A 12,116-nucleotide genomic window follows, 5' to 3' on the forward strand; every position below is an offset into this window, starting at 1 on the left:
AACAAGCCGATTGCTGTGACGTCTGTGGTGAGATTTCATTCCCGCCGTCGGTTCAAGTTGTGTCTAAAAATGTGACAGATTGGAAACATCGGTTGGCACGCATCTTTTCCTTTGATTGATATCATAGTAAAATGATAAAAAAGGTAAAGGAGGGCACACGTTGCAACATCGAAACCAAGCAGATTCTCTTCGTGAAAAAGTCGTGGACACGTTGCCGTCTCGGTCGGAACGGCAAGAGCACGAGCGGAAAGAAAAGTTGAATGATAATTGGTTGAAACGACCGCTGGCTATGATGCTGACTTTGACGATGTTTGCGATTATCCTCGCATTTTTATATATAGGACGTCATACATTCTTTTTCTGATGATACGGTGGAGACACCGTATTTTTTTATTTTGTTTCAACGTCCTCGCGAAGTTTACTTGAATTGGAAAAGTCTCACCTGTTTCTCACAAATTTGCACAATAAAACAGGTAAAGCTGAAATGATGGGTCTATACTGAAAGGGAAGAACTTGTAGGAGAGGAGGGCTGCTATGCCGAAGTACTCCATCAAGACGGTTGCGTCATTGACCGGTGTGAACCCGACGACGATTCGGGCTTGGGAGCGTCGTTATCAGTTTATCGAACCGAGTCGGACCGATTCGGGTCACCGGTTGTATTCCGACCAAGACGTCGAAAAAATCAAATGGGTCGTTGAAAAACAACGGGAAGGGTTGACCGTCTCGCAAGCGATTCAGCAACTTCATGAGGCACCGAAGCCGAAACCTGCTCGTCTCTACGATGAAGAATTGAAGGATGGATTAATGGACGCGCTGCTCAAATTTGATGAACGGAAAGCGCACGATTTGATGAACCGTGCCTTCAACACGTTCAGTTTTGAAAAAGTGACGAAAGATATCATTAGCCCGTTGCTGATGGATATCGGCACACGCTGGGAAAATGGGAAGGTCACGATTGCACACGAACACTTTGCGACGTCTTTTTTCCGGGCCCGCTTGTCGACGTTGTCTCTTCAAATGCCGATGAATCCATTTTTGCCCCGGATCATTTGCGTCTGCGCCCCGGGTGAGATGCATGAAATCGGCCTTTTGTTCGTGACGCTCTATTTAAGACAATACGGTTTTGACGTCATTTTCCTCGGAGCGGGGTTCCCGAAAGAGGATTTGAGCATAGCGCTCCATGATATCGACGCGAAATGTTTAATCTTTTCATGTACGTTAACGGAGCACATTGCCAATCTTCAAGAAGCGATGCGTTACATTCAAGCGGAGCACCCAGACCTCGTCATCGGTGCGGGTGGATACGCCGTCAGTCAACAAGCGTCGCAATTTGAAGGGGCGTTTCTAGGAGATACGCCCGAAGCTTGGAACGAGTGGTTGTCAACCATTTGACAGGTCGACAAAACGGGAGTAGCTTATTAAGTAGAATGATTTTTCTTTGGAGGTTTTCGTTTGAGATTTGAAAAACAGACAAAAGAACATTTGAGGGTATACTTGACTGCGAGCGACTTATCGATTCGAGGGATCGCCATCGATACGATTGTCGGAGAGAGCGGTCAAGAACTATGGCGGGAATTGCTTGAAACGGCCGAGGCCGAATATGGGTTCATGCCCCAAGGTGCTGTCGACTTGAATGTGACGATGTTTCCACGCGATGGACTCGTCATCGATGTCCAAAAAGTCGATGCGGTCGTCGCCGAGTCGGATCAAGAACAAGTCGAGATTCGCTTGACGATCGATGTGATCCATCATTTGATTTATCAGTTTGACGATATTGAAGACGTGATCAATGCGTCGATCCGTGCGTTTCCGCATATGCAAGACACCGACCAAGGTGGGGCACTCTATCATTATGACGGCCGCTATTACTTACATTTTGTGGAAGTTCTCAAACCGCAAGTCGAGGAACGGCTCGCCGCCATCCTGTCTGAATATGGCAAGACGACGACCGTCAGCCCGTATCTCATGATGGAGTACGGGAAGACCATCCAAACTGAACAAGCAGTGAAACAGCTGTACGATACGTTCGCGTAAGTACGGCTTTTTTACTATTCTGTTTCTATTGTTTTCAGCTGACACATGGTATGATAAAACTTGAATTTTTGAGAAGTTAGCTGAAGGAGAGATATGATGAAAGTCGCTGTTTTATATGGTGGAGTATCGGGTGAGCGTGAAGTGTCGCTTACGAGTGGTAAAGGTATGATCGAAGCGTTAGAGGCACGGGGTCATGAAGTCGTGGCCATCGATTTTCACCCGGATCGGGCTGAAGAGTTATTGACGCTTCAAGCAGACGTCGTCGTCAGTGCCCTGCACGGCAAGTATGGAGAAGACGGTCGCGTCCAGTCGCTCCTCGAGATGGCGCAGCTCCCTTATACAGGGTCGGGCGTCTTGGCTTCGGCTCTCGCGATGGACAAGGCGCGCGCGAAAATCATTTTCGCCGCTTCAGGTATTCGTGTCGCCCGTGACGTCCTCGTCCAAGCAGGGGATGACCTCGATTTGAAAGTGGCCGAATGGGGCGGTGAGTTTCCTTGTGTCGTCAAACCGGCGCAAGAAGGCTCTTCGAACGGGTTGACGATCGCGACCGACGAGTCGATGCTACGCGCGGGCATCGCCAAGGCGTTCCAATGTGATACGGCCGTGTTGGTCGAACAGTACATCAAAGGTCGTGAGCTGACCGTTCCGGTGCTCGGCAACCGTGGGAACGAGCACGCCCTCCCGGTCATCGAGATCATCCCGAAGAATGAATTTTACGACTACGAGTCTAAGTATTCGGAAGGCGGGTCGATTCACGTCTGTCCGGCGGAGTTGCCGGAGGCGTTGACGAAAGAAGTGCAAGCGGCCGCGATTGAGGCGCACCGTGCCCTCGGCTGCAGCGGCTATTCACGTTCTGACTTCTTAGTGTCGGAGCAAGGATTGGCCTACATCCTCGAGACGAACACGCTCCCGGGGATGACGCCGCTCAGTCTGTTCCCGGACAGTGCGAACGTCGCCGGTATTTCTTACGGTGAATTGCTAGAGCGTTTCATCGCGCTCGCCTTAGAGAAATAAGAAGGGATTCCCCTTCTCCGCTTTTTAGAAAACGCTTTCATTATTTTTGTAAAACCCTTTCAAAATGCTTGCTTATCGGCTATACTTTTAAACGAATACGAGGTTGATTCTTGGGGGAGAATTGACAATTTAGGGGAGGAAACCTTCATGATTACGGATCAAGAAAAAGGTCATCAAAAACGAAAAAACATCCTTGAATCGACACAGGAAGTTGTCCACGAGGCGCTCGAGAAACTCGGTTATCCAGAAGAGATGTACGAGCTGTTGAAAGAGCCGCTTCGGATGTTGACCGTGCGTATTCCTGTCCGCATGGACGACGGTTCGACGAAGATCTTCACTGGCTATCGGGCGCAACATAACGATGCTGTCGGCCCGACGAAAGGTGGGATTCGCTTCCACCCGAGCGTGACGGAAGTAGAAGTCAAGGCGCTGTCGATATGGATGAGCCTGAAGGCCGGTATCGTCGACCTTCCTTACGGTGGCGGTAAAGGGGGCATCGTTTGCGATCCGCGTGAGATGAGTTTCCGTGAAATCGAACGGTTGAGCCGCGGCTACGTTCGAGCGATCAGCCAAATCGTAGGTCCGACCAAGGATATCCCGGCGCCTGACGTGTTTACGAACTCGCAGATCATGGCATGGATGATGGATGAGTACAGCCGTATCGATGAATTCAACTCACCGGGCTTCATCACCGGTAAGCCGCTCGTACTCGGTGGTTCACACGGTCGCGAGACGGCGACGGCCAAAGGTGTCGCCATCATGATCCGGGAGGCGTCGCTTCGCCGGGGGATCGAGTTGAAAGGTGCGCGCGTCGTCGTCCAAGGATTTGGTAACGCCGGCAGCTTCTTATCGAAGTTCATGCACGACGTGGGAGCGAAAGTCATCGCTGTCAGTGACGCATATGGCGCGATCTATGATGAGAACGGACTCGACATCCCATACTTGCTCGATCGGCGCGATTCGTTCGGGACGATCTCGACACTGTTCAAAAACACGATTTCGAACAAAGAGATGCTCGAGCTCGACTGTGACATTTTAGTCCCGGCCGCGATCGAGAACCAGATCACTGAAGATAACGCCGATAACATCAAAGCGTCGATCATCGTCGAGGCGGCGAACGGACCGACGACGAACGAAGCGACGCGTATTTTGACAGAGCGCGGCATCTTGCTTGTCCCTGACGTCCTCGCTTCAAGCGGTGGCGTGACAGTCTCTTACTTCGAATGGGTCCAAAACAATCAAGGTTATTATTGGACGGAAGAAGAAGTCGAAACGAAGCTTGAAAAAGTGCTCGTCCATTCGTTCAATACGGTATACAACACATCATCAGCCCGGAAAGTCGACATGCGTCTCGCTGCCTATATGGTCGGTGTCCGTAAAATGGCGGAGGCCTCACGCTTCCGTGGCTGGGTGTGATGGCGACTTGCCGATGAACATCGCAAAATGAGGAAGGACCCGCAGTCGGGTCCTTCCTCATTTTAGTTGAACAAGTTTATGACGATGTCACACCGATGCGCTCCCGAAGCGCTTCGGCGATCGCTTGGCCGTGAAAACGGCCGTTTTCGATGAAGATTTTGTTGGCATCGTTCCCGGCCGCGACGACGCCGGCGATGAACAGGTTATCGACGTTTGTCTCATACGTCGCCTCATCAAACTGCGGGATGCCGGTCTCGTCGTCGACGAGCACACCGGCTGCCGAGAACAGCCCATGGTCAGGCAAGTAACCGGTCATGGCGAGGACGTGGTCCGTTGCGACCCGTTTCTCTTCGCCATGTTGTCGATAGACGACATGGTCCTGTTCGATGCGAATGATCTCGGCCTCGAGCTCAAGACGTACTTTTTCATGACGAACGAGGGAGTCGAAAGCGGGTAGTACCCATGGTTTGACCGATGGGCTATAGCCGTCACCGCGGTAGAGCACCGTGACGTATGCCCCGGCTTTCTCGAGTTCGATGGCCGAATCGACCGCCGAGTTCTTTCCGCCGATGACGGTGACGTGTTGCCGATAAAACGGATGTGCTTCTTTGAAATAATGGGTCACGTGGGGGAGTTCTTCTCCCGGGACGTCTAACTTGCGGGGCCGTCCGTAGTACCCGGTCGCGAGAACGACGAAGTCGGCAAGGCGTTCTGTGACGCCGTGGCGGTCGTGACGGGACCGGACGATGAATTTGTCGGCACGACGGTCGACCGATTCGACCGTCTCGAACGGTTTGACGACAAGCCCGGTCCGGCTCACGACTTCACGATAATAGACGAGCGCGTCTTGGCGATGTGGTTTTAAGTCTTTACAGATGAACGGGATATCCCCGATTTCAAGCAAAGTGGCTGATGAGAAAAACGTCTGATGGGTCGGATAGCGGTAAATCGCATCGACGATGTTGCCTCGTTCGATGATCGTGCACGAGATACCGACCCGTTCTAATTCGATTGCCGCCGACAGGCCGCACGGGCCGGCGCCGACAATGATCGCGTGTTTGTCCAATGAAATCACCTCATCCCTCATTGTATGGAACGAAGGCTGAGATGGCAAGTCACTGCTGGAAGCTGAAGCTGTGTTCCATGACCGGTTGCGACGAGCCTGATTCGAGCTCGACGAGGAGACGGAGCCGTGCTTTTTGCGAATTGAGACCGTTCGAGAAGATGATGCCCATCTCTTTCAGTTGTTTACCGCCACCCTCATACCCGTACACGTCTTGAACGATACCGTTAAAACAGCGGCTGACGATGACGACCGGGATGTGGTCGACGAGTCGTTCGAGTGCCGGGACGATCGACGGTGGAACGTTTCCTTGACCGAGCACTTCGAGGACGAGCCCGTCATAGCCAAGGTCGAGCACGGCTTCTAGCAAGTCAGGTTCCATGCCGGCGACAACTTTCAACACGGCGACCCGTTTCGTGATCGTTGGAATCATCTTCGGCTGTCTCGTCGTCGGTTGGCTGTAGATGAGGACGTGGTCCTTCGTCACCATCCCGACGTTTCCGAAGTGGACCGATTTGAACGTGTCGACGGAAGAGGTGTGCGTCTTCGTGACGTTGAACGCCGAGTGGATCTCGCCGTTGAAGACGACGAGCACCCCTTTGCCACGTGCGGCTTCGCTTCTTGCGACCCGGAGCGCCGTGATGAGGTTAAACTCGCCGTCCGACCCGATCTCGTTCGACGAGCGCATCGCTCCCGTCAAGACGATTGGCACGGGGGCACCGAGCGTGATCTGCAGGAAGTACGCCGTCTCTTCGAGCGTGTCGGTCCCGTGGGTGATGACGACGCCGTCATACGTGTCTTGCGTCAACTGCTGCGCGATGAACTGGGCGAGCTCGAGCATCTTCTCGGGTGTCATATGAGGAGACGGAATGTTTGAGAAGTGCTTCGTCGTAATTTTTGCGATGTCGGTCGCTTTCGGCAACGTCGCGTCAATCGGATTGACCTCGCTTGGTGAGACGTGGCCCGAACCGGTCTGCGACATCGCGATCGTGCCGCCGGTATGGATGAGTAATAGATGATTCATAGTCGACCTCCAACTTTTTTTGTCCTTTTCTTCCATTTTCTAGGCGTTAGCTACTTTTTCTTTCGGCTTATTCAGTGTATGCTTAACGATAGAAAGGAGAGATGCATCATGATTGCAATCGCCTTGTCTGCGGTTGCGCCAGGATTCGCCCTTCTTTCCTACTTCTATTTACGGCATGAGTTGGAAGCGGAACCGCTCGGCTATGTGATTCGTTCGTTTGTCGCCGGTGCCATTCTTGTCTTTCCGATCATGTTCGTCCAATATGCGTTTGTGGAAGAAGGGGTCCTTGTCGGCCCGTTTTGGCAAGCGTTCGTGGCCACCGCTCTATTAGAAGAATTTTTTAAATGGTTCATGATCTATTATACAATATACATACATAAAGTTTTTGATGATTACTACGACGGGATTCTCTATGCGGTCGCCTGTTCACTCGGCTTTGCCACGTTGGAGAATTTTCTATACTTGTGGGTTTATGACTCGCTCGAGATTGCGATTTGGCGAGCCGTCTTGCCGGTGAGCGGCCATGCGCTCTTCGCCGTGGCAATGGGCTTTTGTCTCGGTCGGGCCAAACATTCCGCGCATGAACGGTTTTGGCTGTTCACCGCTGTCATGTCGGCAACGTTGCTACACGGAATGTTTGACTATATCTTACTCGTTGAATCGACGAACAAGATGCCGGCCGTGCTCTATATCGTCATTCTATGGATGGTCGCGCTCTTGCTCGTCCGCACTGCAAATCGATCAAATCGTCGTCAATACAAATAGATAAAAGGGGAACGGGTTCATGTTAAAAGTTGGTCAAGAGTTACGAGTTGAAGTTGAAGGGAGAAACGAAGGGAAGACGAAAATCGCTGCCATTAACGGCGGTGTCGTCTGGATCGAATCTCCGAGCGAGATTGCGACGCTAAAGACGTTTTTTTTGCATGAGGATGAACCGATGCGTTTGTACTTTTTCAAAGGCGAAGATCAACTGTACGCGTTCGATTCAGTCGTCACGAAACGGATCAGTGACGCCCAGCTGACGCTTCGCTATGCGTTTAACTTGCCGGACGAGAAAAAAATCAAGCGCGTCCAACGTCGCGAGTACTTGCGCGTGCCGGAGATGATCAACGTGACGGTGCTCGCGGCAGACGGCGAAGCGTTTCCGTCATTTGAGACGACGTCACTAGACGTGTCGGCCGGCGGGATGCGTGTCGTGGCGAACCGTTCGCCGGTCGACGTCGATGAGTCGGTCATCGTCGTATTCCGGATCGAGGACGAGCGAGGGACGCCTCAGACGTTCCGTGTCAAGAGCCGTCTCGTCCGGGTTCAAGAGCAGGCCGTAAAGCACGAGCTGTCACTTTGTTTTGAGGATTTGACGCCTCGTGATCAGGAGACGATTTTACGTTATTGTTTCCGGGCCCAGCTCGAAGCCAGAAAACGGACCGGCTCCGTATTTTCTTCACGTTAAAAAACTGGTATGATGTTCTCGGAACAAACGACCGAGAGGAGGTGGGTATCGGAATGAGCCGATACCCAATTTTTATGACTAAACCGCTACAAATCGCATTAGATGGGCCGGCAGGAGCCGGCAAGAGCACGATCGCTAAAACGCTCGCTAAAAAGTTAGGTTACGTGTACATCGATACCGGGGCAATCTACCGGGCTGTCACATATCGCGCGCTCGAGCAACACGTCGGATTAGAAGACGGCCCCGCCCTCGCTGAGATGATCGGCAAGATGGAGTTACGTCTCGTCCCGAGCGAGAGCGGGCAACGCGTGTTTGACGGTGACGAGGAAGTGACCGAAGTCATTCGGACGAGTGAAGTGACGAACAACGTCAGTTTTGTCGCAAGACAGCCTGAGGTCCGGGACGCACTTATGGATTTACAACGGGACTTGGCTCGGGACGGCGGCATCGTCATGGACGGTCGTGACATCGGGACGCACGTATTGCCTGAGGCAGACTTGAAAGTGTTCATGACCGCGACCGTCGAGGAACGTGCCCGTCGTCGCCACGAGGAGAACGTGTCAAAGGGTCTCCCGAGCGATTTCGAACAATTGAAACAAGAGATCGCCTTGCGTGATAAACGGGACTCGGAGCGCGTCGTCGCTCCACTCCGTCAAGCGGATGACGCCCACTTCCTCGACACGACCCATTTGTCGATCGATGGTGTCGTCACGGCTGTTGAACAGCTCATGGAACAGGTGGTCGGACGATGAAGCCGCTCAACAACGGCCCGTTCGGGATGTATCGGTTAACGGTCGGCGTCGTTCGAATCATGCGTCTGTTCAGCTTCCGCGTCGAGTATGTCGGTCGTGAGAATGTACCTGAGGACGGCTCGATCATCGTCAGTTCGAACCACCAGTCGAACTGGGACCCGGTCTTGTTGGCCAGTGCCATGCCGAAGCAACGGCCAATTCGTTTTTTTGCAAAAAAAGAGCTGTTCGATGTCCCGGTTTTAAAACGGATTTTGACACGCTCCGGGCAAATCCCGGTGTCACGCGGGGAAGGGGACCGTCAAGCGCTACGTACTGTTCTTCAGAAGTTGAAAGAGGACGAGGTCATCTCGATCTTTCCGGAAGGGACCCGTTCGAAAGACGGATCGCTCGGCAAGGCGCAGGCCGGTGTCGGTTTCTTCGCGCTCCGTTCTGATGCTGCCGTACTTCCGATTGCAATCATCGGTAAATACAAGTTCCGTTCGAAGTTGAAGGTCGTCATCGGCGAGCCGATCGACTTCTCGCAACTGAAAGCGGACAAAGCGAGTGCCCAAGACGCCGCCGATTTGATCATGGCGACAATCGCCGAACTGTACATGACCCATTCACAGAACGTTCGCTAATTTCAGGTTTAATCTGTTGCAATCAGAGGAACAAACCTGATAACACCTTGACAAATCTGTCGAATTATAAGAAGTTTATACTAGGTGTTAAGCGCCTTAGGGCGCTCCTTTTTGTACTCATCGTGAGGGGGTAGTGTTGGAATGGTCGAAGAAATGAAAGATATGCCTGATTTTGAAATTAATCGAGGTCAAATCGTGACCGGTATCGTCGTCAAAATCGAGGACAAGCAAGCGTTAATTGATATCGGTTACAAAACCGAGGCGATTTTGCCAATCAGCGAAGTATCAAGCATGCATTTAGACGATTTAAACGAATCACTCCATGTCAACGACGAAATCCGTGTCAAAGTGAAAAAGGTCACGGATGAAGAGGTTGTCGTATCGAAGAAAGACGTAGATGCCGAGGCAGCTTGGGATCAAATCGTTGAAAAATTCGAATCGGGCGAAGTATTTGAAGTCATGGTGAAAGATAAGGTCAAAGGCGGTCTTGTCGTCGATATCGGCATCCGCGGCTTTATCCCGGCTTCACTCGTAGAAAACCACTTCGTCGAAGATTTCTCATCATACTTGCATAAGCCGATTACGGTTAAAGTCGTCGAGATGGACCGCGAAAAAAATCGCGTCATCTTGTCGCATAAAGCGGTGGCAGAGGCAGAGATGAGTGCGAAGAAGGCGGAAACGCTTGAATCGCTCGAGGTCGGTCAAATTATCGAAGGAACCGTCCAACGTCTGACTGACTTTGGTGCGTTCGTCGATATCGGCGGCGTCGACGGTCTCGTCCATATTTCTGAGATGGCTCATAGTCGTGTTGAAAAACCGAGTGATGTCGTCACAGAAGGTGACAAAGTGAAAGTGAAAGTACTTGGTCTTGACCTCGACAATGAAAAAGTGAAATTGTCGATCAAAGAGACGCAACCGGGACCGTGGGAATCGGTTGAAGGCAAGATTCAACCTGGGGACGTGATCGCGGGGAAAGTCAAACGTATCGTCACGTTTGGTGCGTTCGTCGAAGTCGCGCCGCAAGTCGAAGGGTTGCTCCACATTTCTCAGATTGCGAACCGACACATCGCGACGCCATCTGAAGTCTTGTCTGAAGGACAAGAAGTGAAAGTGAAAGTGCTCGACGTCCATCTCGATGAGAAGAAAATCTCATTGTCGATGCGTGCACTCGAATCAGAAGACGGTTCACGCGATGATGAAGAGCAGTCGCTGCTTGACGAATATAGCGATCAAGGCGGATTCTCTGTATCTGAACTGACAGGTGAGAACGCCTCGGACGATTCTAAATAAGACGGTCGTTCAAGCGGGAGTCATACTCCCGCTTCTTTTTGTATGGTCACTAATATTCGACTGTGCTATAATTGTACAGTTGCAAATAAGAACGATAATTTTTTGAATGAAAGTTAAAGAGGTGTTTATATGGGAATTCCAGCAGTGGCCATCGTAGGCCGCCCGAATATTGGGAAATCCACGATTTTCAACCGGATCATCGGTGATCGCGTATCGATCGTCGATGACAAACCGGGAGTTACACGCGACCGTATTTACGGTACGGGTGAGTGGTTGAACCGAAAGTTTCATTTGATCGACACAGGCGGGATCGAGGTCGGCGATGAGCCGCTTCTCGTTCAGATGCGTCATCAAGCCGAACTCGCGATCGATGAGGCGGACGTCATCGTCTTCATGGTAAACGGTCGTGAAGGGATCACGGCAGCGGATGAAGAAGTCGCGAACTTGTTGTTCCGTTCGAACAAGCCGATCGTGCTTGCCGTCAACAAAGTCGATAACTTCGAGATGCGTGAACTCATGTATGAGTTCTACTCGCTCGGGTTTGGCGACCCGTTCCCGATCTCGGGAACACACGGACTCGGTCTTGGTGATCTGTTAGATCGTGTCCTCGAACTCGCGCCGGACAAAGACGATTACGAATACAACGAAGATGTCATTCAGTTCTCGCTCATCGGACGCCCGAACGTCGGGAAATCGAGTTTGACGAACGCGATTCTCGGTGAAGAACGTGTTATCGTCTCGGCGATCGCCGGAACGACGCGCGATGCGATCGATACACCGTTCACTCGTGATGGACAAGAGTACGTCATCATCGATACGGCCGGTATGCGTAAGCGCGGCAAAGTGTACGAATCGACAGAACGTTATAGTGTCATGCGTGCCCAAAAGGCGATTGAACGCTCGAACGTCGTCCTCGTCGTCATCGACGGTGAAGAAGGCATCATCGAGCAAGACAAACGCGTCGCAGGACTTGCCCACGAAGCAGGGAAAGCGATCGTGCTCGTCGTCAATAAATGGGACGCTGTCGAGAAAGACGACAAGACGATGAAGAAGATGGAAGAGAAGATCCGCAAGGAATTCCTATTCCTCGACTACGCGCCAATCGTATTCTTATCGGCACTCACGTCGAAGCGGTTGCAAACGCTTCTTCCTGTCATCAATCAAGTTGCCGAATCACACCGTCAGCGTATTTCGACGAGCGTGTTGAACGATGTCATCGTCGACGCGGTCGCGATGAACCCGACACCAACGGACAAAGGACAACGACTCAAGATCAACTATGCGACGCAAGTGGCGATCGAGCCACCGACGTTCGTGTTGTTCGTCAACGATCCCGAGTTGCTTCACTTCTCGTACAAACGTTATCTAGATAACCAGATTCGCCGCGCGTTTGACTTTACTGGTACACCGATTCACATCGTGGCTCGTCAGAAAAACTAGTAATGGGGGTGCC

The 12,116-nt window shown here is 51.8% G+C and carries 13 protein-coding genes; 11 read left to right on the forward strand and 2 right to left on the reverse strand.

Annotation, left to right across the window (positions count from 1 at the left end; all coding sequences use genetic code 11):
- Positions 1–160 precede the first annotated feature (160 nt).
- From A6395_RS14975 to A6395_RS14995, 5 genes are all read left to right on the forward strand, one after another.
- Entirely contained in the window at positions 161–364 is a 204-nt protein-coding gene (locus A6395_RS14975; protein ID WP_071399643.1) for a hypothetical protein, read from the forward strand.
- A 170-nt stretch (positions 365–534) separates the two neighbouring features.
- A complete protein-coding gene (locus A6395_RS14980; RefSeq protein WP_071399644.1) occupies positions 535–1,392 on the forward strand; it encodes a MerR family transcriptional regulator in 858 nt (285 codons plus the stop codon).
- A 60-nt stretch (positions 1,393–1,452) separates the two neighbouring features.
- Entirely contained in the window at positions 1,453–2,034 is a 582-nt protein-coding gene (locus A6395_RS14985; RefSeq protein WP_071399645.1) for an adaptor protein MecA, read from the forward strand.
- 96 nt (positions 2,035–2,130) lie between these two features.
- Positions 2,131–3,048, forward strand: coding sequence for a D-alanine--D-alanine ligase (locus A6395_RS14990; protein ID WP_070327445.1), 918 nt, complete (start codon positions 2,131–2,133; stop codon positions 3,046–3,048).
- 147 nt (positions 3,049–3,195) lie between these two features.
- Positions 3,196–4,464, forward strand: coding sequence for a Glu/Leu/Phe/Val family dehydrogenase (locus A6395_RS14995; RefSeq protein ID WP_070327444.1), 1,269 nt, complete (start codon positions 3,196–3,198; stop codon positions 4,462–4,464).
- A gap of 76 nt (positions 4,465–4,540) precedes the next feature.
- Here the strand turns inward: A6395_RS14995 and A6395_RS15000 are convergent, their stop codons facing one another.
- Together A6395_RS15000 and A6395_RS15005 are read right to left on the reverse strand one after the other, a co-directional pair.
- The gene (locus tag A6395_RS15000; RefSeq protein WP_071399646.1) at positions 4,541–5,551 is read right to left on the reverse strand and encodes a YpdA family putative bacillithiol disulfide reductase; all 1,011 of its coding nucleotides are present in this window, start codon (positions 5,549–5,551) and stop codon (positions 4,541–4,543) included.
- A 28-nt stretch (positions 5,552–5,579) separates the two neighbouring features.
- Positions 5,580–6,551: an asparaginase gene (locus A6395_RS15005; protein WP_071399647.1), complete on the reverse strand. Its 972-nt coding sequence runs from the start codon at positions 6,549–6,551 to the stop codon at positions 5,580–5,582.
- A 108-nt stretch (positions 6,552–6,659) separates the two neighbouring features.
- Here A6395_RS15005 and prsW point away from each other — a divergent pair, with 108 nt between their 5' ends.
- From prsW to der, 6 genes are all read left to right on the forward strand, one after another.
- Positions 6,660–7,316, forward strand: a complete 657-nt coding sequence (gene prsW, locus A6395_RS15010; protein WP_071399648.1) for a glutamic-type intramembrane protease PrsW — start codon at positions 6,660–6,662, stop codon at positions 7,314–7,316.
- A 19-nt stretch (positions 7,317–7,335) separates the two neighbouring features.
- Positions 7,336–8,001, forward strand: coding sequence for a flagellar brake protein (locus A6395_RS15015; RefSeq protein WP_070327440.1), 666 nt, complete (start codon positions 7,336–7,338; stop codon positions 7,999–8,001).
- 74 nt (positions 8,002–8,075) lie between these two features.
- Complete coding sequence (cmk, locus tag A6395_RS15020; protein ID WP_070327439.1) at positions 8,076–8,753, forward strand: (d)CMP kinase; 678 nt, start codon at positions 8,076–8,078, stop codon at positions 8,751–8,753.
- Entirely contained in the window at positions 8,750–9,373 is a 624-nt protein-coding gene (locus A6395_RS15025; protein WP_071399649.1) for a lysophospholipid acyltransferase family protein, read from the forward strand. The genes cmk and A6395_RS15025 overlap by 4 nt, the downstream gene beginning before the upstream one ends.
- 141 nt (positions 9,374–9,514) lie before the next feature.
- Positions 9,515–10,663, forward strand: a complete 1,149-nt coding sequence (gene rpsA, locus A6395_RS15030; protein WP_070327437.1) for a 30S ribosomal protein S1 — start codon at positions 9,515–9,517, stop codon at positions 10,661–10,663.
- Positions 10,664–10,792: 129 nt separating this feature from the next.
- On the forward strand, positions 10,793–12,103 hold the full coding sequence (gene der, locus A6395_RS15035) for a ribosome biogenesis GTPase Der (protein ID WP_035386714.1): 1,311 nt from the start codon (positions 10,793–10,795) through the stop codon (positions 12,101–12,103).
- Positions 12,104–12,116 lie beyond the last annotated feature (13 nt).

The sequence above is a fragment of the Exiguobacterium sp. SH31 genome (assembly GCF_001816105.1).
GTDB lineage: Bacteria > Bacillota > Bacilli > Exiguobacteriales > Exiguobacteriaceae > Exiguobacterium > Exiguobacterium aurantiacum_A.

What these genes read in the sequence shown, in the direction of transcription:
- der (WP_035386714.1), top strand. Translation starts at nt 10,793, where the DNA reads ATGGGAATTCCAGCAGTGGCCATCGTAGGCCGCCCGAATATTGGGAAA.
- A6395_RS14980 (WP_071399644.1), top strand. Translation starts at nt 535, where the DNA reads ATGCCGAAGTACTCCATCAAGACGGTTGCGTCATTGACCGGTGTGAAC.
- cmk (WP_070327439.1), top strand. Translation starts at nt 8,076, where the DNA reads ATGACTAAACCGCTACAAATCGCATTAGATGGGCCGGCAGGAGCCGGC.
- A6395_RS15025 (WP_071399649.1), top strand. Translation starts at nt 8,750, where the DNA reads ATGAAGCCGCTCAACAACGGCCCGTTCGGGATGTATCGGTTAACGGTC.
- A6395_RS15000 (WP_071399646.1), bottom strand. Translation starts at nt 5,551, where the DNA reads ATGAGGGATGAGGTGATTTCATTGGACAAACACGCGATCATTGTCGGC.
- rpsA (WP_070327437.1), top strand. Translation starts at nt 9,515, where the DNA reads ATGGTCGAAGAAATGAAAGATATGCCTGATTTTGAAATTAATCGAGGT.
- A6395_RS14995 (WP_070327444.1), top strand. Translation starts at nt 3,196, where the DNA reads ATGATTACGGATCAAGAAAAAGGTCATCAAAAACGAAAAAACATCCTT.
- A6395_RS14990 (WP_070327445.1), top strand. Translation starts at nt 2,131, where the DNA reads ATGAAAGTCGCTGTTTTATATGGTGGAGTATCGGGTGAGCGTGAAGTG.
- A6395_RS15005 (WP_071399647.1), bottom strand. Translation starts at nt 6,551, where the DNA reads ATGAATCATCTATTACTCATCCATACCGGCGGCACGATCGCGATGTCG.
- A6395_RS15015 (WP_070327440.1), top strand. Translation starts at nt 7,336, where the DNA reads ATGTTAAAAGTTGGTCAAGAGTTACGAGTTGAAGTTGAAGGGAGAAAC.
- prsW (WP_071399648.1), top strand. Translation starts at nt 6,660, where the DNA reads ATGATTGCAATCGCCTTGTCTGCGGTTGCGCCAGGATTCGCCCTTCTT.